This window comes from Paenibacillus sp. EKM301P, from assembly GCF_011800295.1.
Lineage (GTDB): Bacteria > Bacillota > Bacilli > Paenibacillales > Paenibacillaceae > Paenibacillus > Paenibacillus polymyxa.
The window spans coordinates 1,070,984-1,094,498 of sequence record NZ_JAALFM010000001.1 but is presented as its reverse complement, the minus strand read 5'-3'; the positions used below and the strand labels follow the sequence as shown (position 1 = coordinate 1,094,498).

The 23,515-nt window shown below is 45.8% G+C and carries 22 protein-coding genes; 16 read left to right on the top strand and 6 right to left on the bottom strand.

The genetic code is table 11. The features are described from left to right. Positions 1-18 precede the first annotated feature (18 nt). The 7 genes from HFD99_RS04890 to HFD99_RS04860 all read left to right on the top strand — a co-directional run bounded on the left by HFD99_RS04890 (position 19) and on the right by HFD99_RS04860 (position 7,798). Entirely contained in the window at positions 19-1,338 is a 1,320-nt protein-coding gene (locus tag HFD99_RS04890; RefSeq protein ID WP_025365576.1) for a hypothetical protein, read from the top strand. Beyond that, entirely contained in the window at positions 1,335-2,024 is a 690-nt protein-coding gene (locus HFD99_RS04885) for a hypothetical protein (RefSeq protein ID WP_016818675.1), read from the top strand. The genes HFD99_RS04890 and HFD99_RS04885 overlap by 4 nt, the downstream gene beginning before the upstream one ends. A 31-nt stretch (positions 2,025-2,055) precedes the next feature. Then, on the top strand, positions 2,056-4,707 hold the full coding sequence (locus HFD99_RS04880; RefSeq protein ID WP_123797522.1) for a molecular chaperone: 2,652 nt from the start codon (positions 2,056-2,058) through the stop codon (positions 4,705-4,707). Positions 4,708-4,769: 62 nt separating this feature from the next. Then, complete coding sequence (locus tag HFD99_RS04875; protein WP_025365574.1) at positions 4,770-5,282, top strand: RDD family protein; 513 nt, start codon at positions 4,770-4,772, stop codon at positions 5,280-5,282. A 55-nt stretch (positions 5,283-5,337) separates the two neighbouring features. Beyond that, entirely contained in the window at positions 5,338-5,493 is a 156-nt protein-coding gene (locus HFD99_RS04870; protein ID WP_162835280.1) for a hypothetical protein, read from the top strand. A gap of 17 nt (positions 5,494-5,510) precedes the next feature. Continuing rightward, positions 5,511-6,287, top strand: coding sequence for a hypothetical protein (locus HFD99_RS04865; protein ID WP_016818678.1), 777 nt, complete (start codon positions 5,511-5,513; stop codon positions 6,285-6,287). Positions 6,288-6,865: 578 nt separating this feature from the next. Beyond that, entirely contained in the window at positions 6,866-7,798 is a 933-nt protein-coding gene (locus tag HFD99_RS04860) for a DUF2167 domain-containing protein (RefSeq protein ID WP_167440833.1), read from the top strand. Between the two features lie 146 nt (positions 7,799-7,944). On the opposite strand, the gene HFD99_RS04855 is transcribed toward HFD99_RS04860, so the two are convergent. Next, the gene (locus tag HFD99_RS04855) at positions 7,945-8,976 is read right to left on the bottom strand and encodes a PocR ligand-binding domain-containing protein (protein WP_029514300.1); all 1,032 of its coding nucleotides are present in this window, start codon (positions 8,974-8,976) and stop codon (positions 7,945-7,947) included. A 190-nt stretch (positions 8,977-9,166) separates the two neighbouring features. Between HFD99_RS04855 and HFD99_RS04850 the strand changes: the two genes are divergently transcribed. The 4 genes from HFD99_RS04850 to HFD99_RS04835 all read left to right on the top strand — a co-directional run bounded on the left by HFD99_RS04850 (position 9,167) and on the right by HFD99_RS04835 (position 14,539). Beyond that, entirely contained in the window at positions 9,167-10,300 is a 1,134-nt protein-coding gene (locus tag HFD99_RS04850; RefSeq protein ID WP_123797521.1) for a glycerol dehydrogenase, read from the top strand. Position 10,301: 1 nt separating this feature from the next. Beyond that, positions 10,302-12,062 carry a dihydroxyacetone kinase subunit DhaK gene (dhaK, locus tag HFD99_RS04845; protein ID WP_123797520.1) on the top strand — a complete coding sequence of 587 codons (1,761 nt, stop codon included), beginning with the start codon at positions 10,302-10,304 and terminating at the stop codon, positions 12,060-12,062. Positions 12,063-12,226: 164 nt separating this feature from the next. Continuing rightward, positions 12,227-12,478, top strand: a complete 252-nt coding sequence (locus HFD99_RS04840) for a hypothetical protein (RefSeq protein WP_013372537.1) — start codon at positions 12,227-12,229, stop codon at positions 12,476-12,478. A 441-nt stretch (positions 12,479-12,919) separates the two neighbouring features. Beyond that, positions 12,920-14,539, top strand: coding sequence for a cellulase family glycosylhydrolase (locus HFD99_RS04835; protein ID WP_123797519.1), 1,620 nt, complete (start codon positions 12,920-12,922; stop codon positions 14,537-14,539). 279 nt (positions 14,540-14,818) lie between these two features. Here the strand turns inward: HFD99_RS04835 and HFD99_RS04830 are convergent, their stop codons facing one another. After that, positions 14,819-15,823 carry an LLM class flavin-dependent oxidoreductase gene (locus HFD99_RS04830; protein ID WP_016818684.1) on the bottom strand — a complete coding sequence of 335 codons (1,005 nt, stop codon included), beginning with the start codon at positions 15,821-15,823 and terminating at the stop codon, positions 14,819-14,821. A gap of 153 nt (positions 15,824-15,976) precedes the next feature. Here HFD99_RS04830 and HFD99_RS04825 point away from each other — a divergent pair, with 153 nt between their 5' ends. After that, complete coding sequence (locus HFD99_RS04825) at positions 15,977-16,300, top strand: DUF3817 domain-containing protein (protein WP_019688270.1); 324 nt, start codon at positions 15,977-15,979, stop codon at positions 16,298-16,300. Between the two features lie 141 nt (positions 16,301-16,441). On the opposite strand, the gene HFD99_RS04820 is transcribed toward HFD99_RS04825, so the two are convergent. Beyond that, the gene (locus HFD99_RS04820) at positions 16,442-17,398 is read right to left on the bottom strand and encodes an acetylxylan esterase (protein WP_123797518.1); all 957 of its coding nucleotides are present in this window, start codon (positions 17,396-17,398) and stop codon (positions 16,442-16,444) included. A 35-nt stretch (positions 17,399-17,433) separates the two neighbouring features. Further along, entirely contained in the window at positions 17,434-17,697 is a 264-nt protein-coding gene (locus HFD99_RS25625) for a YkgJ family cysteine cluster protein (RefSeq protein WP_185094035.1), read from the bottom strand. 297 nt (positions 17,698-17,994) lie between these two features. Here HFD99_RS25625 and HFD99_RS04815 point away from each other — a divergent pair, with 297 nt between their 5' ends. Further along, the gene (locus HFD99_RS04815) at positions 17,995-18,252 is read left to right on the top strand and encodes a GlsB/YeaQ/YmgE family stress response membrane protein (protein WP_013372531.1); all 258 of its coding nucleotides are present in this window, start codon (positions 17,995-17,997) and stop codon (positions 18,250-18,252) included. Positions 18,253-18,380: 128 nt separating this feature from the next. Here HFD99_RS04815 and HFD99_RS04810 read toward each other — a convergent pair whose 3' ends face one another. Continuing rightward, positions 18,381-19,673 carry an MFS transporter gene (locus HFD99_RS04810; RefSeq protein ID WP_117289371.1) on the bottom strand — a complete coding sequence of 431 codons (1,293 nt, stop codon included), beginning with the start codon at positions 19,671-19,673 and terminating at the stop codon, positions 18,381-18,383. 280 nt (positions 19,674-19,953) lie between these two features. Here HFD99_RS04810 and HFD99_RS04805 point away from each other — a divergent pair, with 280 nt between their 5' ends. The 3 genes from HFD99_RS04805 to HFD99_RS04795 are packed head-to-tail and all read left to right on the top strand — an operon-like array spanning position 19,954 to position 22,258. After that, entirely contained in the window at positions 19,954-20,805 is an 852-nt protein-coding gene (locus HFD99_RS04805) for an amino acid ABC transporter substrate-binding protein (RefSeq protein WP_123797516.1), read from the top strand. 17 nt (positions 20,806-20,822) lie between these two features. After that, on the top strand, positions 20,823-21,491 hold the full coding sequence (locus tag HFD99_RS04800) for an amino acid ABC transporter permease (protein ID WP_016818689.1): 669 nt from the start codon (positions 20,823-20,825) through the stop codon (positions 21,489-21,491). A 14-nt stretch (positions 21,492-21,505) separates the two neighbouring features. After that, the gene (locus HFD99_RS04795) at positions 21,506-22,258 is read left to right on the top strand and encodes an amino acid ABC transporter ATP-binding protein (RefSeq protein WP_123797515.1); all 753 of its coding nucleotides are present in this window, start codon (positions 21,506-21,508) and stop codon (positions 22,256-22,258) included. Between the two features lie 83 nt (positions 22,259-22,341). Here HFD99_RS04795 and HFD99_RS04790 read toward each other — a convergent pair whose 3' ends face one another. Beyond that, complete coding sequence (locus HFD99_RS04790) at positions 22,342-23,502, bottom strand: MFS transporter (protein WP_123797514.1); 1,161 nt, start codon at positions 23,500-23,502, stop codon at positions 22,342-22,344. Positions 23,503-23,515 lie beyond the last annotated feature (13 nt).

The following is a 23,515-nucleotide window of genomic DNA, read 5'->3' as shown; positions in this document are numbered from 1 at the left end:
GGAAGGGAGTGAGACGTCGTGAAAGAGCTGGTACAAGATCGTTTGAGCAAGATGGACGATTTAGAGCAGAGACGTTTACTGAAAAATATGATGGCGGGGGTATTTATGAACCTCGTCGAATATCAGGAAGAAATGACCCGCCAGCTAGAACGGCGGGTATTTGAGGAAATTGAGAATACAGAAGAAAAGTTTGATGTGTATGTGTCATTGACATCGCGTGAGGACTACGACCCGATTCATGAATTTTTATATCCTGTGTTGCCCTCCGATGCAGTAGAAAAACAGGTAGACATCAGTCGTGTGGCAGAGGTGGTACGCGAAGGCGGGGAGATGCCGCTATTTACGCTTTTTCTCGAAATGGAGACCGAACAAATCTCGGCACTGGTACGCAGCAAACGAATTTTCTTAGGAATGCTGGTCACGGAAACTGCAAATTACCCGATTCGTTTTCGTCTGGAGCATAACCGATCTTATATGTTGGAGATTGAGCAGTTGTATCATACATTTATGCAAAATGGTATGCCGTGGAAAACGATTAATCATCCATACGCTTATAAATTTGTGGACTGTGTATTGATTGGTGGGGACGGCGAGCCGGCCGCTCATGAAGAAATCCATGAAATCTCGATTTCGTTGGAGGAATTCGACGTTTATAAGAAAGCCGATGTTTTTCCGCTGTGGAACATTGAAAGACTGGCTCTAAAGAACAGCGGTTTTCCTATACCAGCTATGGATCGTGTGAACTATGAGCATGTGCTGCCTTTGCGTAAAACAGGATCAGAGCATGGTTACCTGATTGACGGGACTGAAAGTGATATCCGCTATATCAAGCGGACAGAAGAGGAACTGACGATTGTCACACCACGTGATAAATCTGGCGAATGGAATGTGTTGAAGGTTACGAAACCATTTACAACCAAGCTTAGTCGTCAGACTTTTCCGGTATTGTCTAATCGGCGGCAGGACAGCTTTTTGGGTCGCTATGCAGGAAAACAGGCCGTGATTGTCCGGGCTAAAGCAGAGATCACGCGCATCGTTAATTCGTTTGAAGCGGCACAGGGGCTAGAGCTAGAGCGTGTGGACATCTGGGGAGGTGCTGGGCGAAATGATATAAGCAACCTTGTAACCAAAACTCAGACGTATCCGTTAAATCCGTTTGTCAGCGATAATGTACGGACAGAGGATGGCAAGCAGATCATGCGATTGGGGTTCAGACGTGGTTCTGAGGATGTGTTGCCAACCACACCTGCTTACATTTTGTCCGATTTAATGAGCTTTTTGGTGTCAGAAGTGCAGATGTATTTTCCAGAGTACAAGTGTGAAGGAGAATGGGTGTGAATTACGTTTGGGATTTGCTCATGCGCGCAAGGAAACAGGGGCTGGATGTAGATAAATTCCGCTTCGTACCCGCTGTTAGCTATTCTCCGTATATGGAGCTTAGCTTGGCTGAGCTGAATACGTCCCATTTGGAGCAGGTAGTGGAGATTAATCCGTACTACCGCTTTTATTCTATTTTTCGGGATCTGTTTCCACCGGATGCAGCAGAGGATCTGGAGCTGAGAGAATCGCTATTTGATATTATGATGCATTTTCTGGCGGAGATCGATTTGTATCAAGGCATGAATCGGCGAGAGTACCATATCCGGTTTGTTCAGCGTGATATTGCGGATGGCATCTTTGGCCCGAAGGTAAAGGAAGCCTTTGGACAATTAAACCGTGAGGAACAAGACGCGATTGCTGAAGGCCTGCTGCGCCTGTATGAGACGGGGGAAGCCGTACATCTGTTAAAACAAACGATGCGTCGCGTCTTCCATCGCTCGATCATTTACACCAACTGTGAGGAAAAAGACGAACTACTCATATATATTGGCCAGGAGGAGACGATGCTGTCACGAATCAAAGTCGATCTGATTCTCGATTTGTTTCTTCCAGCACGGTTTACGACGGAATTGTATTGGACCAGTCATTTCGGCATTTTGGAGGAAGACCCTACGATGAAAATAGATGCTATCGCCCTCTATTAAGGCTAAATGGCTAAGAAAGGACATGTGAACGATGAACGGACCCTATACATACAGGTTGCTAGACCCGCTCACCGATCGAAAAAGCGCTCGTTTCACGACTAAATACACGCGGGCGGAATTGGAGCAAATGACGACCTTTCAGTTGCGCGGGATATGTGATAAAGAGCGACTGGTCGAGGGCTTTGCGAATCGTCTGGCACGTGAAGAATTGATTCGCGTAATTTTGCGATTTCGAAGCGCGGAGGAGCATCTACTCATTACCAGACCCAATCCTGACGGTTTTGAACGTATGCAATCGGCACTACAGCGCAACTGGAATGACCGCCCGCAGGAAAGTGGCGGTATTCGGGTTCCCGCCAAAATCACGCTGTATCAGGGGGTGCGCACAGGTCGCATGGACAACTATCGGATCGAATCCGATTTGCCTTGGCTGAGCTCATCTAATGTGCTGCTGGTGAATGCGACAGGGGAATTATGTGGTGTTTTAAATTTGGTGAAGGATGAGGGACGAACAGGCGTATATTATCTTTCTCGTCACCGCGATGCTGAACTGCGAGAGACATCTAATCATAGCTATAGCTTGCTGTTTCTGCGAAGACAGGAGTCAGAATATTTTTATAACCTCTACTATGGAGATAAGCCGATGCTACCGCTGAAACTTCAGGGTCATCGAATCCCGGTGGCAGAGCTGATCATTCGGGGCACGGAAACAACCGATGCGGTACTGGCGATTGATTTTGGCACCTCGAACACCACGGCAGGTGCTTATTTGGATAGTTCCTACGTTACGGCCCCTGATACAGGGATGAGCAGCACAGTAAGGCTGGACGCTATCAATTATGTGTCATTCCCTGGTCCAGAAGGTACGGTAGGCGACTGGATCGAAGTGCTGCCGACCGCCATTCGCGTCGCGGACTGCTCCAATCCCGAGCATATCGTTTATGTATTTGGGGAGGAGGCACTACGTGGAAGTGATGTGGCAGGCAGCCGCGCTACGGTATTGCGGGGGATTAAACGTTGGGTCAATGACTATAAGCGAATCGAAGAATTAATGGATTCTGAGGGGAATACAGCAACCGCTTCCCGCAGCGATATTTTAGCGGCGTTTATCCGTTATGTGATTGCTACAGCCGAGCAGCAATTTAAGTGTCGGTTTCGCAATTTACACTTTTCTGCTCCTGTCAAGCTGCAGCCCCAATTTATTGAGATGTTTAGCGATATTTTGCCTGATTATCGGATTGAAGCGGAGGATGCGCTGGATGAAGGGCTGGCAGTGCTGTACAACACGTTGGCAGATCAGATGGAACGAGGAACTTTTGCAGACGGTGAGGAGTATCAGGCACTTGTCATTGATTGTGGTGGGGGCACGACAGATTTGTCTTCCTGCCGCTTCCGGATTGAAGATGGACGTATTGCTTACAAGCTGGATATTCACACAACGTATGAGAATGGGGATACCAATTTTGGTGGAAATAATCTGACGTATCGGATTATGCAGTTTATGAAAATTGTATTTGCAGGTTATTATGCTGCTGAGACGCGTTTGCCTGACACTGATATTGATGCTCTGATCGGCATTCCTTCGGGAGATTTGTACCGTCATGTGGATGAGTTTGGTGTAGATGCTGTATATGCAGGGCTGGAGGAACGGTATCGTGACGCAGAGGCGATCTTGCCTACCGCGTTCAAACGGTACGAGCATGCTACACGAGATGAATATCAACGGGTGCTGAGTAATTTTCATCTGCTGTGGAGTGCGGCAGAAAATATGAAAAAGGAATTTTTTCTACGTACGGGGATATTGCGCAGCCGCTTTGAATCCGAGCAGGTATTATCTGCTGAAAGCGACCTGAACATTGCCGTAATGGATCGTTGGCTGGTTTCGGTCATTGAGAACGGACGGTTCCGTGATGAATATGGTCTACCTGATGTGGTGTTTAATATTCGTGAAGTACAGCAGCTACTTAAGGCAGATATCTACAATATTGTGCGCAAGTTTATGGATGATTTTTATTTGGAGGGACGCTTGCAGGATTATTCGATTATCAAACTGACCGGGCAGTCCTGCCGGATAGACGTGTTCCGCGAAGCACTCAAGGAATTTGTACCGGGGCGCAGTATTGAGTTCCGACAAAAGGCAGAAGACCTGAGCCGAGTACCTGAGTTGAAAATGGCCTGTCTGCGCGGGGCTATTCGTTACCTGAACGCTAAAAAAATGGGAACCATTGAGCCTGTCATTACCAATCATATTCCAGCGATTCCGTATACGGTCAGCGCATGGACGCATACGGGGCGTGAGAAGGAGCTGATTGCGAGTTTGGAAAGCAACCGGGTACGCGGTTCTATTTCCCGGCCGTCTCAAGCGGTCGAAGTGGAATTTTTCCTGACGGCCAACGGGGGCAAGCTGCGTCAGCGTCATGTGTACCGCAGTCGGCCAGATGCCTTTGAACCCATGCCGTATGAGGAAATTGCTGTGCTGTACGGGCAGGATATTCCACAGGATGATACGGATTCCATTCGCAATGAGGAGACGAAATATTTTGTTTTTGTCGGGGATAGTCGTTGGGGCTTTTACGTCGTACCGATTACTCGCCGTGATGAATTGCTGTATCTGGGTCCGAAGCGCTTTTATGCCTTCGAAAATGATCTCTCCGAGCTGGATTTCTTTGACGGCACGAAATAATAAATTAAGGATTTTGCAAAATGCAGAAATCAGAAAAGCACACAACACATGGAGGGAATAACATGCTGTATGCAGGTTTTTGGAAACGAACTTTGGCCTATATCATTGACAGCCTTATTTTAGGATTTGTATTTATGGTTATCGGGCTGGTCTGGATCATCATTCAGGCCATTGTAGATTGGGTGCCATCTCCGGCAGAAACCTCTATGCTGACAGACGGGCCGACTGCTATTTTTACTATGCAATTATTAGGACAAACTTTGATGAATTTGGGGGCTTCATGGTTGTATTTTGCGATCATGGAATCGTCCAAATGCAGAGCTACGGTGGGCAAGCTGGCTCTTGGTATCGTTGTAGTAGATGAATTTAACCAAAAGCTGAGCTTTGGACGTGCGAGTGCCCGCTACTGGAGTAAAATTGTATCGAGTATCATTTTGTGGATCGGTTTTATCATGGCAGGCTTTACAGCTAGAAAACAGGCTCTTCACGATCTGATTGCACGTACCTATGTTGTGGACAAGCGCGAGCTGAATTATATACTGCGCGAGCAGGCTGGGCGCGGAGCCGGGATGTAAAGGTAGATCAATAAACTCTGAGATTAAACCTCAGTCTTCAATCGGGGGGAGCACGATGGATATACGCAGATGTATAGAAAAGAATTTTCGCCTATTTATTGGATTACTTGGAGTAAGTAAAGCTCCACCCACCACCGATGATGGAGTTATTGTTCCGCCTCCTGCGCCTGGTGTGAATCGGCTATCTGTTCCCTTAAATAAAGAAGAATAGAGAAAGGAGGAAACCCCATGTTAACGCATATCGTTCCAAAGTTTGAAAAAGGTCGCATTCTCAAAACCGAGATGCTGGAAAATCTGCGGGATTACCCCCGTAGCTTTCTGGATATCCGGTATCAGGATTATTCGGATGGTATTATTACCGGAATGAATGTGACCGTCGGGGAACATGCGCTGACCGTAGGCAGAGGCATTGTAAAGCATAAAAATAGATTATACCTGCTGGAGCAAGAGCAGGAAGTTTCATATGTGGCTACGGGGCGGCTATCGGTGTTGAAGCTGCTCTTTTTGGAACAAACCGATCGCCCGGATTTCACCGTGCATCATGCAGATATTGTGCTAGAGGCCGAGGCTGAGATTGGATTGGATGAACTGGAGTTGGGCCGATTCAAACTCAAAGATGGAGCCGTGCTTCGCTCCAATTATCAGGATTTTGCTGATATGGCTACTGAGTTCAATACATGGAGTGATATTCATGTCCCGTTTGCGGGGTTGTATCAAAGTACATTGCGCCCAGAAACGCTGCGCTATTTTGCATCCGAGCTGCTCAAAAGCGGTACAACCGATCCGATGGATTGTATGTTTGCTATGATGTGCCTGAACCTGGAGGCTGTAGACAGAGAATCTATCCAGCATTATATTGCAAACCGAAGTGGTGTGGAATATAAGGAATATTCACATGCTCAGCTTCATAGGCAGCTGGTGCTGATTTTGGAAGGAGCCGGACGGGGGAAGCGCACAACAGGCCGCTGGCAGGGCGGTGGAGCTGGACGGATGATTGTGGATTAGAACATCAGATAGAGGAGTGGAGTATGCATCCCCTCTATCTTTACTTCTGTGCCCCAGTATTTGTTAAATCAATCCGGTGTAAGCCTATACATTTTTTTAAATAAAAAAGATGACATATGTATAAAAACAGGCATAAAGTCACTAAGACTATAGTCGCTTGTTTGGTGAAGTATGCATTCCTTAACCTGCTGAAATTCGACATTTTATAGGCTAGATGGATGTGCTTGAGACTAAGCTTGAGGTCAACAAAGTTGTCATATCAAGGAATACGTCTTTTAAGAAATTATAAGTGAGAGAGACTTGAACGGATAAGTTGCAGCGATTGCGCAATTGTGCTTGTCCATGATGAGTCTTTTTATATCGCTCCTCCATACCTTGTAAAACCAGTCCGATTAGAGTAGAAAATTTGCATACATATGTATAAAAATGAGTTTTAAGTCGTGGAAACGCCCTTTGCTACGGTGAATTGACAAAATATAATGCAGTGGCTAATATGGTTGGGAACACGGGAGATATTGGAATTTATAAAGGGGCAATGAGTTTTGAATAAGAGACTAGATAACAGATGTAACTACAAAATGAGATGGGGCCAAACGATTTTGGGAGCGCTGTTGGCGCTTAGTCTGGTGCTACTCAGTGGAGGAAATGCATGGGCTTCATCCAGTGAACAGTTAAAATGGATTGAGGGTGGCCGAAAGGTAGACCTGGGAAATGTAGCTGCGGTTGATTTAGACTCATCTCTTCTTTTTTTGGATGCGGCTAACACTGCGAAGGTAAGCGAGATGAATCACGAAAAGCCATCTGGCAAGGAAATTGGGAGTATATTTCCGAAGGATGAAAATCAAAATTGGGAAGTTGTTTTTGAATACAATGAACTTGGACATATCAAGGATGATGAAAAAGAAGACATCGATGCAGATGCCATTCTAGATAGTTATAAAGAGGGTACGGAAGAGAGTAACAAGGAAAAAGCGGAAAGTGATCGCCTGTATGTTACAGGCTGGGATGTGGAGCCTTTTTATAATGAAACGACCCATAATTTAACCTGGTCTATGCTGGCGGAGGATGGGAACAAGGAAAAGCTGATTAATTATAATGTTCGTGTGCTCACTCGTCAGGGTTATATCTCTGCCATATTAGTGTCCGATCCTGCACATTTGGACGCGGATAAGAAGTTCTTGAATGAGAAAATATTACCCAAGCTGACAGTCAAATCAGGTGAGCGATACGAAGATTTTAATGCTTCAACGGACAAAATTTCTGAGTATGGCCTGACCGGACTGATTTTGGGAGGGGCCGGCTTGGCAGTAGCTAAAAAGGTAGGCTTGTTGGCATTAATCCTTGCTTTTATTAAGGGCGCGGGAGTTAAGGTGCTTGTCCTCATTGGTGCTGCTTGTGTAGGTGTGTTTGGTGTGATAGGCAAGTTTTTTGCCAAATTATTTCGCAAGAAAAAGTCAGAATCTATGCACAATGAAACGAATGCTCAGGATCAGTCAGAAACATTACAGTAGCTCTAAAGAAACACGCCATAATATAATTACTAACAAAAAGGTCAGGCAGCCTGATCAGTACACACTGAAGAGGTAGCATGGGCAAGAACATTATGAACAGATGATCATGGTAATGATAGACCCATGAATCATCTGTTTTTTTATATTTATCCCTTGTAATACTTTCGGTATACCGCGGGTGTTGTGCCTTCATATTTTTTGAATATTTTAATAAAATACCCTGGCTCATTAAAGCCGAGCTCACTACTGATCTGGGATACAGGGATATCTGTAGCTTCGAGCAGCTGCTTCGCCCATTTCATCTTTAAGCGGGCAAGATAGCTGGAAAAGTTCTCACCCGTTTCCTTCGCAAACAGCCGACTAAAATAACTCGGACTAATGTGACACAAGTCAGCCATGGCTTTTAGAGAGAAAGTTTCACCTTTGTGCTCATAAATATATTCAAAGGCGGGTTTGAGTACAGGATTTCCGCACGGAATATCCTCATCCCCTGAGGAGTTCAGATAGGCATCTGCTAAGAAATTATTCATTTCTTTCTTAAGGCTTTCGATATGCTTCAGCGAGTAGCCAGGAAGGATATCAGACAATTGCGGACTGGACTGTATGGCCGAAGCCTTTTCGAACATTTCCGCGAGAAGATTTTTGTTCATTGCTTCTTCAACAATATAATTACACAATAAGGATAACATGTTGGAGATCATCTGAATTTCCTGATAGGTCATCGTCGGCAGATCGGCATAGTAGTCTTTAAGTTCCTCCCATTTGGAACTGTACAGTTTTTCATTTTTTGATGTGAGGATTTGTTCCAGCTGTAAAGCGTTCGAAGGATCGGCTAGGCGAACCTGACCTGCCATGACGGCGCCGATGTACTTATCGTCGATAATGATTGGTACCGCGATGTCAACGATGTCATAATGACAGAGATAAATATAAGGTTTGTTGGAACGCACCGCTTCAAGTCCACCACGAGAGTCACATTTCTGGCAGTAGGGAAGGAGATTCTCATCTTGGCGAACCTTCTTGCAGAATGATTGACATTGGCTGTGGCTAGTTACGGGATTCCCTCTATAATCGACGGTGAGAATGGCTAATTTGGTAACGGATGCTAATGAATCCTGCAACTGCTCCCACTTTTTCAAATCAAAGATTTTCTGGATGCTCAAATGTTCACGTATCAAGATTCTCATCCCTTAATAGTAAATTATCCTGTAAGCAACAACAAAAAAGTACAATTCATATGCTTCAGTGCAAAAAAATACGATTGCAAATTATAATATATTCCTTGATTCCTCCAATGTAAAGTTCACATGGTTCGTTTATAGTTTTAATCAGAACGAAACCAAACACCATTAAAGGGAGGAATTATAGATGAGAAAAGCTTTTATCAGCCCAAGCAAATATGTACAAGGTGAAAACGAATTGTTGAATTTGGGTTACTATGTGAGCACCTTCGGCAAATCTGCCTTACTGATCGCGCATCCAGCCGATGTGGAGCGGGTGAAAGATAAGCTTGATTCCACTACGGAAAAGTATAACGTAACCTTTATTGAAAGCGGTTTTATGGGTGAGTGCTCCAGACAAGAAGTGTCTAGACTCCAAGAAATCGCCACTGCGAATGGATGTGATTGCATCGTTGGTCTCGGCGGCGGCAAAGCGATTGACGCGGCGAAATGTGTGGCACAAGGGGAAGCGCTTATCATCTGTCCGACGATTGCTGCGACGGATGCGCCGACAAGTCACTCGGCCGTTCTTTATACTCCAGAAGGCGCATTCGACGATTACGCCTATTTTAAACAAAGCCCGAGTGTCGTATTAGTTGACACCACTGTAATTGCCAATGCACCAACCCGATTCCTCGTATCAGGTATGGGTGATGCACTATCGACATACTTTGAAGCCCGTGCGACCTCTCGCTCTTACTCCAGGGTCAACGCTGGACTGCCTAATGGAGTACTCGAGGGACAGTGTGCGCCAGCCGTAGGTACGAATGCGGCGTTGGCACTTGCAACGTTATGCTATGAAATGCTCTTAAAAGACGGTGCCAAAGCAAAAGCGGCATGCGATGAAAATCATGTTACACAAGCACTCGAAAATATCATTGAAACTAATATTTTACTCTCAGGTCTTGGCTTCGAAAGCGGCGGACTTGCTGCGGCCCATGCGATTCATGATGGACTCACCATTCTGGAAGGCACGCATCACTATTACCATGGAGAAAAAGTCGCGTTCGGTACGATCGCACAGCTGGTGCTCGAAAACGCACCGACGGAGGAATTGCATCAGGTACTGGATTTCTGTTTAACCATCGGTTTGCCGGTCTGCTTGGCCGATATCGGTGTCGATCATATCAGCCAGGAAGAACTCATGGAAGTAGCTGCTAAAGCCTGCATTGAGGAGGAATCGATTCATGCCATGCCGTTTCCGATCACGGTGGAGCAGGTTGCAGCGGCAATTGCTGCGGCCGACCGGATCGGCAGCCAGTACAAAGCGGAGGTAAAATAGCATGAAAAAGGTCATCAACCGTACGGAAAATTTGGTTCTTGAGATGTGCAGTGGTATCGCGCTCGCGCATCCCGAGTTGGAATTTCTACCAAAATATAAAGTGCTCAAGAAAAAGGAACTGAACACGGAGAAAGTAACGCTTATCAGCGGCGGTGGCAGCGGACACGAGCCCGCTCACGCCGGCTTTGTCGGCAAGGGGATGCTCGATGCGGCGGTCTGCGGTGATGTCTTTGCCTCTCCTTCGCAAATTCAAGTGTATCAGGCCATCCGAGCAACAGCTGGGAAAAAAGGCACACTGCTGATTATCAAAAATTACAGCGGCGATATCATGAACTTTAGAAACGGCGCTCATCTGGCTGCTGAAGATGGTTTGGAAGTGGACTATGCAAAGGTCGAAGACGACATCGCTGTAGAAGACAGTCTATATACGGTCGGACGGCGCGGTGTAGCGGGCACGGTACTTGTGCATAAGATCGCGGGTGCAGCGGCAGAAGAGGGGCGTAGTTTGGCAGAAGTCAAAGCAGTGGCGGAGAAAGCCGCTGCGAATGTACGCAGTATCGGATTTGCATTGACGTCGTGCACCGTGCCGGCGAAGGGCTCGCCAACGTTTGAGCTCGGGCCTGATGAAATCGAATACGGCGTTGGTATTCACGGCGAGCCTGGAATCAGACGCGAGAAGCTGACAGATGCGGATACGCTGGCACGCAGAATGGTAACCGACCTCCTTCGAGACATGCAGATCGAAAACGGATTCAGCGGAGAAATTGCACTGCTGATCAATGGTTTTGGCGGTACGCCTCTGCAAGAACTGTATCTTTTCAATTATGCGGTCACTCGCGAACTAGCAGCGAAGGGAATCAAGATCAATCGAGCTTTCGTCAACAATTATATGACAAGTATCGATATGGCGGGCATCTCAGTTTCAATCATGAAGCTGGACGACGAACTGCAAACCTTACTTTCCCATGAAAGCAACACGCCTGCGTTCAAGGTGTCTGGACCTGCTGATCAAGTCGTGTTCACAGATCTATCAACTGTAGCAGACGAAAATCGGCAAGTATCTTTCGAGGTGGAAACTGCCCCTGCTTTTGCAGTTATTGAGGATAACAAGATTACGTTGAACAATCTGATATACCTGGTTGACAAAATGAGTGAGGTTATCATCAAGAATGAGGTGCCTTTCTGCGATCTTGATTCTCATGCAGGCGATGGCGACTTTGGCATGAGTGTTGCCAAGGGGTTCCGTCAGCTGAAACGGGAATGGAGCGACATCCTACACCAAGATTCCTTGACGATGGGAAGCTTTCTCCATTCATGCTCGCTCGTCATCATGGAATACTGCGGTGGGGCTTCGGGTCCGATCTGGGGCTCAGCATTTCGCGCGGCAGCACGATCTGCGGGTGAACGAAGCGAACTGACCATTGCCGAATTCGCAGATATGATGCAGGCTGCGGTGCAAGGCATACAATCGACAGGTGAACGTTCTTTCGGTAGAGGAGCCGTCGTGGGTGATAAAACGCTTATTGATGCATTAGTGCCATGTGCGGATAGCTGGGTAGAGAGCGCGAAATCAAATGTTGACGTGAAGGAAGCCTTTGTGCGAGGTGCTCAAGCCGCTGTCCTAGGGGCTAAAAAGACAGAAAACATCGTGGCGCGTATGGGACGTGCCGGAGCGGTCGGAGAGAGAAGCCTTGGTTATCCAGACGCGGGGGCTTATGCGCTTGGAGTGATTTTTACGGAGCTTGCTGAATGTTTGAACTAATTCGCTAATTCTTAAAAATTCAAGGTTTGTTCATTGCAATTGGGATGCATTAGGTTTATAATTTCAGACGGATTCAAAAGGCTTATCCCTGGATCCGTGGGAGTTCATCCCATCTGAGCAAGCATACTTGCATGCTCAAATAAGAATTAAGCGAGGGATTTACAATGAAAACCTGCTGCACCATCCAAGTTGACGAAGACAGTTTAGTTATTGATTTGCCAGAAGAAGGAACCACGCTAGAGTCCCTGCTCGGTGATATTGAGAGTTGTGGAGGCAGTGAAGAACCTTGGCTACAACTTATAGACAAGGTGATGGGTAACTCATCTGAGACTGTACTGACAGATCAAGCGACGGATGGCGGCGATATGAACGAAGATCAGGCAACCCAAGAACCTCAAGCTGCCGCTAAGGGGTAATAAGGACATCATACGTTAAGACGATATTGTTAACATTATCCGATCATATACAAGATCATGATAAGACTGCTGTACCGAGCCTAGGCATCGGGAAGCAGTCTTTTTTTAAGTTAAAGAGTTGCAATTGAGACTCTTTTTAACCTGTTAACCAGCCAAAATTGGCCAAATTTTTCAATAGCTAAATGAGACTTTTGTCCCTTCAGTACTCTACAGTAGCCAACTAAGGGGTACATATCCCAAAACCGTGACTTCTTATTCATTTTCTAGCATAAAGTCGAAATGTAACATGTAACTAACTATAATAGTAGTAACATCCATATACAGGTAAGTGACATCGAATGTTGGACCTGATCCTTTTATTGTATGAAGGAAGGGGCGAAAAAGCGGAGAACAACGTACTGATAAGTCTCATCTATTTTATTAAAAGGAAGGAATGTGTAAATGATGAACAGGCAATGGATCCTGCCAAGGATCGCCAAAAGAGTAGCAGTACTGCTAACAGCAGTGTTGCTATTAACGTTAACGAATGGGTTTAACTGGAATGCGTCAACAGCAGAGGCGGCCGGGACGACCCCTGTGGAACGTTACGGACAACTTTCAGTAAAGAGCGGTAAACTGGTGGATAAAAATGGACAGCCTGTACAGCTCAAGGGCATTAGTTCTCATGGCGTCCAATGGTTTGGAGATCTGGTGAATCAGGACACTATGAAATGGTTGCGGGACGATTGGGGCATTTCCGTGTTTCGAGTTGCGTTGTACACTGAAGAAAACGGTTATATTGCCAATCCTTCATTGAAAAATAAAGTGAAGGAAGCCATTGAGGCAGCACAGAAATTGGGTCTGTACGTCATTATTGACTGGCACATTCTCTCAGATGGCGATCCGAACATTCATAAAAATGAAGCCAAAGCTTTCTTTAATGAATTTTCCACTAAGTATGGTCATTTGCCTAACGTAATCTATGAACTTGCTAATGAGCCGAATGGGAATGTGAACTGGAACAATCAAATTCGGCCTTATGCATCCGAGGTATCTCAGGTTATTCGAGCTAAGGACCCGGATAATATTATTATTGTAGGAACAGGTACCTGGAGTCAGGATGTACATGATGCAGCAGACCATCCACTTCCAGACAAAAATACAATGTATACCGTGCATTTCTATGCGGGAACACATGGACAATATTTGCGCGATCGGGTTGATTATGCACTGAACAAGGGTGTAGGCATTTTTGCTACCGAGTGGGGGACAAGCGACGCTTCGGGTAACGGTGGCCCTTTCCTGAATGAATCCAAAGTATGGACTGACTTTCTGGCTAGCCGTAAAATCAGTTGGGCCAATTGGTCGCTTGCTGACAAAAATGAGACCTCGGCTGCGCTGTTGCCTGGTGCCGATCGCAAGGGTGGATGGCCTGATTCACAATTAACAGCTTCCGGCAAATTCGTAAAACAGGCAATTCTGGAAGGCTCCAGCAGTTATGGTGGAGGAGGAAGCAACGGCGGAAATACCGGCGGAAACGGCAACAATGGCGGTAGTAACGATGGTGGAAATAGCGGTGGAAACAATGGTAACGATCACAGTGGAAGTACACCAGGCGGTAATAATGAAGGGATCGTGCTTCAATATCGCACCGATGATACGAATGCCAAGGATAATGCGATCCGACCTCAATTTAATATCAAAAATACGGGTAAAACAGCTGTGAAGCTGAGTGATCTGAAAATTCGCTATTATTATACAGATGAGAGCAAACAAGCTCAGCAGTTTTTTGTAGACTGGGCCAAGATTGGCAACGAAAAGGTAAAAGTGACTTTTGTAACATTGCCAAAGCCGAAGGTCAAGGCAGATAAATATGTAGAAATTTCTTTCACAGATGGAGCAGGAACGATTCAGCCCGGCGGTGAAACCGGGGAAATTCAATCCCGTATTCATGCTGCAAATTGGAGCAACTTTGATGAGACCAACGATTACTCCTATGGTGCTACCCAAACAGCATTCGCAGACTGGGACCATGGCACCGTATATCAGCAAGGTAAGCTGGTATGGGGTATAGAACCCTAGAAATTCAGCCATGACAAACTTGGCTGGAGTGAGTAAAGAGATGGGACTTTTGGTTGCACTCTTTTGAAGAAATGAAGTATAGCTTATGTGCCTTTGGTATATGGATGATGGAACTTTAGAAGTAAACAACTTATACTTCAGTTCCGATGGATATACTACTAAAGTACCATATGACATTCGACTTTTGTGGTATCTATATTACAACAAACCCCCGCTGTTGCCTTTATAGGCAGGCGGGGGTTTTAATGTTAATGAAAATGAGCCTCTGTTCATCTGTGTTTATACCAAATTAAAAGCTTTGGCCAGCAGACGGTAGGACTGAACACGTTTATTGAAGTCATGAATGGAAGAAACGACCAGTAATTCATCGGTACGATACTGCTCAGCCAGTCTTAGCAGCTGTTCCTTGCACTGCTCAGGAGTACCAACAACACGCCATGCTGCAGACTGGCGCAGCCGTTCACGATCAAATTCTGTATAGGGATAGGACATGGCTGTTTTCACCGATGGAAGAGAATTCATTTCTTTACCCTGCATGAGTAAAAGGAAATACAAACTAGCACTGGATGCCAGCTGCTCAGCTTCCTCTTCAGTTTCAGCGCAGGCTACCGTAACTGCCGCCATGGAGTGAGGCTTATCTCCTAAAATGGAAGGCATGAATTGCTCGTGGTAACGCGCGGTAGCTTCTACGCCGCCCGGAGTACCGAAAAATTGGGCAAAGGCGTAGGAGGCACCCATCATCGCGGCCAATCTGGCGCTCTCCCCGCTGGAGCCAAGCAACCATAATTCAGGAACGGTTGATATCATCGGGGAGGCATGAAGGCCAGCAAACCGATGATTGTCAGGCACCGAATCATGGAAATAGTCGATTAAATCTAGAATCTGCTGTGGATATTGTTCGACAGCTTGGTATTTCCCTTCCTGCAATGCGCGAGTAGCCAGCGGCAAGCCGCCTGGAGCACGTCCTATTCCCAAGTCAATGCGTCCAGGGTGGAGCGCCTCCAGTAACCGGAAGTTTTCAGCTACTTTATAGGCGCTATAGTGCGGCAGCATAATGCCGCCTGAACCCACACGAATCCGCGATGTGTGAGCAGCCAAATGGGCAATCAATACCTCGGGACTGGAGTGTGCTAGTGTTTTGGACGCATGATGCTCGGATACCCAATAACGGCTGTACCCCAGTTGATCAGCTTCACGCGCTAAATCTGTTGTATTAGACAATGCATCTTGAGCAGAACCGCCTTCAGGAATATGAGACTGGTCCAGTATACCCAGTTTAAGCATTTTACAATCACCTCTTACACAACTGTATCAAACACAACCCATTTGGTCAAAATTCAAAACTGGATAGGTTGGAGTTTGGGCATCTTTTCGTTATAATAAAGGATGCATAAGGGATGAGAGAACATCTCTGCTCATGGAGAGGGGATTACATTTGTGTTAAGAACACCTTTAGGGCGTGTCCGGCTCATGCTCTGGATTCAAGCTATAGCGTATTTGGCGATACTATTCACCCACCAGCCGCTGCAAGCTGCGGGCATGACCCAGGCGGTTATGGTGATTGGTAACATATACCGGGTGAGCTTTCTGTTGCTCCTCGTCGCTTTGATCTATGGAAAAACCGCATTGCATTGGTCTTTACGGCGGCCTCTTTTCATTATGTTTGCATCCTTCATTCCGTTTGGTCTAATGATTATGGATTTTGTTTGGGTGCGAAAATGGACAGGGGATTCGACAGCAGAACAGAGAACTGCATCGTAAACTTTACAGGAGAGGTGCTTCGCTGTGAAGTGCGGTAGGAGCTTGTCTATGGAAGCGAGATTGGCTCCGATGCAGTAGAAAGAACATTGCGCAGATGGATGCGTGGTGTTCTTTTTTTATGCACCGGAGGAAACCGTTAACTCAATGTAATGCTAAGGTTTGAACTAAAAATTCAGCCGTCTTGCGTCTGTGGAAACCTTCAACCCAATGTCCCGTGAACGGATAAATTTCAATCGTCTTTGGTGATTCAATGCGGTTGTAAGCAGCGAAAATCGTCTCTGGCATACACACTGTATCCTTCAACCCTACAGATACCATGACAGGGATACGAATGCGATGAGCTAGATTCATCACGTCAAAATAACTCAATGTATGTAGTACCTGCTCCAAATGCTCGGGGAAGCGGTTTGCGAATTCGGCAGCTTCTGTCAGTGAACTGGTAGAATTCATCATGCCAAAATCCATATGACACATATTAGGAATATCCGCTACCGTCGTAGCAACTTTATCGCTGAGCGCAGCCACCATTAATGCAAGTCCACCGCCCTGGCTGGCGCCACTGATTGCGATTTTAGCCGAATCGACGTCGGCTTGCTCCGCCGCCCAGTCTACGGCTCTAAGGGCATCGGTTGTAATCGTTTTGTAGTAGCAGGTATCCTTGTCCAATATTCCTTTCGTGACCCAGCCTTTAACGGTTCCGTGAGGGTCATTCCGACGGTCCCCCGTTTCTCCTCCCTGACCACGAACATCTACCGCCAATACAGCAAAACCAAGCATTAGCCAAGATGAATAATCTTCAGGATAGCCCTTTCCGCCTGTGTAGCCATGAAACAGAACGATGCATGGCAGCTTCTGATCTCCTGCAAATCGGGGACGTACATACCAGGCATGCAGAGGCGTATCATCGATCCCCTCAAAAGTGACCCGATAGGCCATCATATGAGGATACGGTGTTTCTACGGGCGTTTTGAATGCACGTACAGGTTTGGCGTGAACTTCTTTCAGTGTTTTGTCCCAAAATAAATTCATATCTTTATGGGTGGTAAGATCGGGAACGTACTGCTTCAATTCGGCAATTCTTTTTTCAATAACATTCATAATCAAAAATTCTCCTTCATATAGAATGAGTTCTCTTAGGCATTACTCGGTAAAGTGGATTTCTCCAGCTCGTTCAGCAGTTCAAATGCTCTTTCATTAGTGTCTCCGCATGTATCCTTATCCGCATGAAAGCCACTGCATACAGCAGGACGCTCAGATTTTCCGAATAATTGGCAGCGGTAATCATGCGTGAGTTGAGGGCAAGGAACACCAGCGGGTTTTCCGTCTGGCATGCCGGGAATAGGGGAAGAAATCGTAATGGCAATGCAACATGCAGCACATCCTACTCGACACTCCAGTGGGGGTCACTCCTTAATAATCTGTTATTTTTGTAACTTATGCATGAAGTGACTTCAGTGAAGCCATAATGTGAGGATGGCACAAAAAAAGCAGGAATACAAGGATAAACGGATAGGAGACACACTTTTCACACAAAGAGCATAAATAATCTGGGAGGCACGTAGGATGGTATCAAGCCCCCAAATCAGCGTACCATTGAGTGGTAATATTAACCATTTGGTCTCTGTGTGTTCAAAAGGAGTTCGAGTGGTTAATAATAGAACACAACGATAAAAACTAAAACGAGGTGACGCAAAATGAGTTGGTTATGGGCATTGATTGTTGGTGGTATTATTGGTTGGTTGGCAGGAATTATCGCAGGTCGTGATGTTCCGGGTGGTGTGATTGGTAACATCATCGCTGGTTTTATCGGTGGATGGTTGGGTAGCTTGATTCTGGGAGACTGGGGTCCTGAAATCGGATCGTTCTACATCGTTCCTGCATTAATTGGTGCGATTGTGCTAGTCGTGATTGTGAGCTTGATCTTCCGTTCCGTTGGACGGAGCAGAGGCTAACTTTACGTAATTATTGAATAGACCCGTCCCAATGGGGCGCGAGTTAAAAATGGAAAAAAGCTGCTTCCGCAAGGTTCACAAATGAACCTGTGGGAGTAGCTTTTTTTGTGAGAAGTTTACACCGTGTTCTATTGAAAACGCCTGATATGAGGAACAATGAGAACCCCTAGCACGATACACATACCAATGGTTGCAAACATACCAATGGTGAGGATACCGCCAAGCTTGTCCGCCACGGCACCTACGGCCAGATAGCCGACAGGAAGCAGTGCAAAGGAAAACATCAAATCCAGACTGGCTACACGCCCAAAGGATTCAGCGGGAACTAATTCCTGCAGGCTTGTCTCCCAGATGATCGCAAAAATCATAATACCAAATCCTTCGAGCATCATGCTCATAATCAATCCTGGCATCCAGGTGACTATAGACAACAGCAGTAAGGCAAGACCGCTGACAAAAGCTCCTAAGTAAGCGAGCAGACCGCGGTGTTTCCAATGCTTGCGTGATCCATACACAAAGGCTCCCAACATGGCACCAATGCCACTACTTGCCATTGCGATGCCGTATACGACTGGATTATAGCCATGATGCACCTTGAACAGCCATGGGATGAGCACAGCGATAATACCTGAATAACAGATATTAATGAAAGAAAAGGCGAGTATCGTAATCCATAGCCAAGGATGGCTTTTAAGAATAGCAAAACCTGCTATAAAATCCTTGAGAAAATGTTGTCCACCCTGATCTTCCTGTTCTGAACCGGTCTGACGTTTGCCGATGATGGAGGCCAAATGAGCACTTAGCATCCAAAAACAGGCAAATGATACCAGGTAAGCGATAGAATCCAGTCCAAAGCCGACACCGGGAGAGGAAAAGGATACAATAAAGCCTCCTAGCGGAGGACCGAGTAGACGAACAGCTTGTATGCTGATTTGACTTAGCGCATTGGCAGCATTGCGGATGTCCGGTGTAAACACTTGTGCACGTAAGGCTGAATAAGCCGGATTAAAGATACCATCCATCAATCCGTACAACGCAAGCCCAACGAATAGGAACGGCAACTTCATCCCGTCCGTAAACATCAGCACCGAAGCAACGAACATCAGACCAAAGCGGGCGATATTCGTGAACAGAAGGAGGCGAATTCGGTCAATTCTGTCCACGATCATTCCTGCGAAAGGAAGAATAAGTACATTTGGCAGCATATAAACCGTCATCGCCAATCCCATGATGGTGGTCGAGCCTGTCAAAGAATAGATAACCAGTGGCAAAATGACTGTCGTGACGGAGCTTCCTAACATCGCGATCCAATGTCCAAGCCATAAGAGGGTGAACGCTTTGGATTGTTTTAAAGGTGAAGTAAAGGTAGCCCAGGCCGAGTGCCTTCCTTCAGGGGATAAAGTTGTATTTTGGGTATCCATGATCACACTCCGGTAAATATTTCTAATCTGTATATTAAAATCTATTATACGAAATCTCTTATGTAATGGTACACAAAAAAGTTGCTGCGAGGGCAGTGAAGATGAATAGCCAGCCTATGATGGAGTCAACCTAGAATAGAATTAGATGATAAAAAAATATAACTTACCTTTTGGATAGGGATTATTGGATAAAAGCATTGACGTGCGAAAATGAATGATGTACTATTCAATGACCAGCCTGTGCTAGGTTATCAAGAAAAAGGGAAAGAGTGTGGATAACATGAAAAAATTTAGTTTTTTACCGATTGTACTCATCGTGATGGCATTGCTGGTTTCGGCTTGCGGCAACAATGATAAAGGCACTAGCACGAATGATGCATCTACCGGAGGGAACGGTTCTAATAATGGAAAAGCAGATACAACGGCTGCAGCTACCCTTGAATCTGTAAAAGCGAGCGGCAAGCTGAAAATTGGTACGGAAGGTACCTATGCTCCGTTTACGTACCATGATGCTGCTGGCAAATTAACAGGCTTTGACGTCGATATTGCAACCGAAGTAAGTAAGCGGCTGGGTGTGCAACCGGAATTTATCGAGACACAATGGGACGGAATATTTGCAGGCTTGAACTCCAAGCGGTTTGACGCAGTATTCAATGAAGTGTCCATTACAGATGAGCGTAAGCAAAAATATGATTTCTCCGATCCATATATTGTCTCCAAGGCGGTTCTGATCGTGAGTGATGATAATACGGACATCCAAAAATTTGCTGATTTAAAAGGTAAAAAGGCAGGGCAATCCCTGACTAGCAACCTGACTCAAATCGCAAAAAGCAACGGGGCGGAAATTGTAGCAACCGAAGGATTCAACCAAGCTATTGACCTCCTCACTTCCAAACGGGTAGATGCGACCGTCAACGACGGATTATCCTATCTGGATCTGAAAAAGCAAAAGCCTGATGCTCCAATCAAAAAGGTGGACGAATCTTCGGATGCTTCATACAGCGCAGCAGTATTTAATAAAGGGAGCGAAGATTTGATCAAGGAAGTCAACAAAGCGTTGGCTGATATGAAGGCTGACGGTACGTATCTGAAAATTTCTGAAAAATATTTTGGAGCCGATGTGTCCCAATAATAAAGGATGTCTGTACAATGGATGATCGCCAAATACAAATTATTATGGATTCATTATTGCCTCTGCTAAAAGCAGGGGTTTCTTTTACGATTCCGCTCACACTGATCTCATTTGCTCTGGGACTTGTGCTGGCGCTAATCACTGCACTCGCCCGGTTGTCCAAATGGAGAATACTCAAGCTGATCTTCGGCTTCTATGTATGGGTGATTCGAGGAACTCCTTTGCTGGTGCAATTGTATATTATTTTCTACGGTTTACCTTCTGTTGGTATTACACTGGACCCGTTTATTGCTTCGGTGATCGGCTTTACGCTTAGCGTGGGGGCCTACAGTTCTGAAATTATGCGTGCCGCTATTATTTCCATTCAAGAGGGTCAATGGGAGGCGGGATATTCCTTGGGGATGACACGCTGGCAAGTGCTGCGGCGGATCGTGCTTCCTCAAGCTTCCCGTGTATCCGTACCCCCGCTTGCCAACTCATTCATCAGCTTGGTAAAGGATACCTCACTGGCTGCCACCATCACCTATGTGGAAATGTTCAGAACGGCTAATCAGATTGTAGCTACCACCTACGAACCGCTATTAGTATATACCGAGGCTGGAGTTATTTACCTGCTATTTAGCACGATATTGACTGTGCTGCAAAATGATTTGGAAAAGCGTCTCAGCCGTTTTTCCATTAGATAAAGGAGATTGTACCGGTGATCCAAATTCGGAATATACACAAGTCGTTCGGCTCGCTGGAAGTGCTTAAGGGGATTGGCGTGACGCTCGATAAGGGAAAAGTGCTTGTGATTATCGGTCCTTCCGGTTCTGGTAAAACAACGCTTTTACGCTGCTTGAATTTGCTAGAGATTCCCGATCAGGGAGAAATTCAGGTAGGTGATATTGCCCTGAATTTTGCGAAAGGAACGAAGCTTCGACAAGAAAACATTTTGGCGCTGCGTAAGCGGACAGGGATGGTATTTCAATCCTACAACCTCTTCCCGCATATGACTGCGATACAAAATGTGATGGAGGGGCAAGTCACGGTTCAGAAAAAAAGCAAGGACGAAGCGCGCAAACGTGCTTTGGAGCTGCTGAAGAAGGTAGGGTTGGCTGATAAAGCGGAATCCTATCCGCATCAATTGTCGGGAGGACAGCAACAACGGGTCGGTATTGCCCGGGCAATGGCGGTCGAACCTGAGGTGCTTTTGTTCGACGAGCCGACCTCTGCTCTTGATCCCGAGTTGGTAGGTGAGGTGCTCAAGGTTATAAAGCAATTGGCTGCCGAAGGAATGACGATGGTTATTGTCACCCATGAAATGAAATTTGCGGCAGAGGTTGCGGATCATGTAATCCTGATGGATCAGGGCGTAATCATTGAACAGGGTACGCCACATCAGGTGCTGGAGCAGCCGACCAGTCCACGGGCCATCCAGTTTTTGAATCGACTGAGTGGGGAAACGGAATAAACTGAACAGAAAGGCAGCTACAGCCGGGGGTTAAAAATAACGCCAAGGCCAGTAGCTGCCTTTTATGCATCAGTAGTCCTCTTTTATTTCACTCTCATTTTTAATGTAATCAAGAAGGTAATCAAAAGAATACAACAGCCTGTTAGGAATGGAGCGAACATATTCACATCAAATAAAAATCCCGCTAGAGTAGGACCCAAAATATTCCCCACACTCATATAGGCATTGTTCATACCAGCTACATATCCTTGCTCATTTCCTGCCATCTTCGACAATTGTGTATTAAGAGCTGGACGAAGCATAGCTGTGGCAAAGAAAATAAGGGAAGTCACAAGAAAGATACTCCAAAAGTCTTTGGCGAAGAGAAATAAAATATAAGCAGCAGAGGTGAAGAGAAGCGAGCCTTTGATCAACTTTTTTTCACCAAACTGCTTGATCATTTTAGCAACAACTAATGCCTGCATACCGACACCGATCACAGCACCTGCCGTTAGAAGGATTGAAATATGTTGCGGTGAGAATTGGAAGCGATCCGTTACATATAAGCCAAGAACGGATTCAAAGTTAGCGAGTCCAAAAGTCATCACCAGGACAATGACAAAGAACATTGCATATTTTGACTTTAATGATCTTGCATATTGTTTGAAAATAGATTCCCTTCGATGAGTTGTTGCCCGTGCTGCCTTCATTTGTTCTTTCGATAAGCTTTCAGGTAAATAAACGATTGAAAAAATAACTGCAATCATAGCTGTACCTGTTGCTGTATACAGCGGCACTCTCGTTCCATATCCTGCAAGAAGGCCGCCAAGTCCTGGACCAATGACAAATCCAAATGACATCGCTGCCGCTAGCAGGCTATTTCCTTTGGCACGTTCTTCGGTTGTTGTAATATCAGCTACATATGCCATCATGGGTGGAATAATCAGGGCTGCTGCAACTCCTTCCAGAAGTCTTGAGGTGTACAGCATCCACAGCTCATCCCCAATAGCAAACATAAATTTAGCTACAGCAAAAATAATAACACCTACGACGATAAAAACTTTTCTCCCATATCGATCAGACAGCTGTCCAGTTATGGGAGAGAGCAAGAATTGCGTTATTCCATAGGCTGCTACCAATAAACCGATGGCTCGCCCACTGGCACCAAATTCAATGATCAATTCCGGAAGAATAGGGGTAATCAAACCAACGCCGACCATCACAATGAATATATTAATCATGAGAATTACGAGTATTCTTTTCATACAAAAAAACCTC

Excerpts from the sequence above, each read along its gene's own strand:
- HFD99_RS04850 (WP_123797521.1), top strand. The coding sequence starts at position 9,167 with ATGAGAAAAGCTTTTATCAGCCCAAGCAAATATGTACAAGGTGAAAAC.
- dhaK (WP_123797520.1), top strand. The coding sequence starts at position 10,302 with ATGAAAAAGGTCATCAACCGTACGGAAAATTTGGTTCTTGAGATGTGC.
- HFD99_RS04805 (WP_123797516.1), top strand. The coding sequence starts at position 19,954 with ATGAAAAAATTTAGTTTTTTACCGATTGTACTCATCGTGATGGCATTG.
- HFD99_RS04820 (WP_123797518.1), bottom strand. The coding sequence starts at position 17,398 with ATGAATGTTATTGAAAAAAGAATTGCCGAATTGAAGCAGTACGTTCCC.
- HFD99_RS04835 (WP_123797519.1), top strand. The coding sequence starts at position 12,920 with ATGATGAACAGGCAATGGATCCTGCCAAGGATCGCCAAAAGAGTAGCA.
- HFD99_RS04800 (WP_016818689.1), top strand. The coding sequence starts at position 20,823 with ATGGATGATCGCCAAATACAAATTATTATGGATTCATTATTGCCTCTG.
- HFD99_RS04870 (WP_162835280.1), top strand. The coding sequence starts at position 5,338 with ATGGATATACGCAGATGTATAGAAAAGAATTTTCGCCTATTTATTGGA.
- HFD99_RS04815 (WP_013372531.1), top strand. The coding sequence starts at position 17,995 with ATGAGTTGGTTATGGGCATTGATTGTTGGTGGTATTATTGGTTGGTTG.
- HFD99_RS04830 (WP_016818684.1), bottom strand. The coding sequence starts at position 15,823 with ATGCTTAAACTGGGTATACTGGACCAGTCTCATATTCCTGAAGGCGGT.
- HFD99_RS04860 (WP_167440833.1), top strand. The coding sequence starts at position 6,866 with ATGAGATGGGGCCAAACGATTTTGGGAGCGCTGTTGGCGCTTAGTCTG.
- HFD99_RS04790 (WP_123797514.1), bottom strand. The coding sequence starts at position 23,502 with ATGAAAAGAATACTCGTAATTCTCATGATTAATATATTCATTGTGATG.
- HFD99_RS04875 (WP_025365574.1), top strand. The coding sequence starts at position 4,770 with ATGCTGTATGCAGGTTTTTGGAAACGAACTTTGGCCTATATCATTGAC.
- HFD99_RS04865 (WP_016818678.1), top strand. The coding sequence starts at position 5,511 with ATGTTAACGCATATCGTTCCAAAGTTTGAAAAAGGTCGCATTCTCAAA.
- HFD99_RS04840 (WP_013372537.1), top strand. The coding sequence starts at position 12,227 with ATGAAAACCTGCTGCACCATCCAAGTTGACGAAGACAGTTTAGTTATT.
- HFD99_RS04880 (WP_123797522.1), top strand. The coding sequence starts at position 2,056 with ATGAACGGACCCTATACATACAGGTTGCTAGACCCGCTCACCGATCGA.
- HFD99_RS04810 (WP_117289371.1), bottom strand. The coding sequence starts at position 19,673 with ATGGATACCCAAAATACAACTTTATCCCCTGAAGGAAGGCACTCGGCC.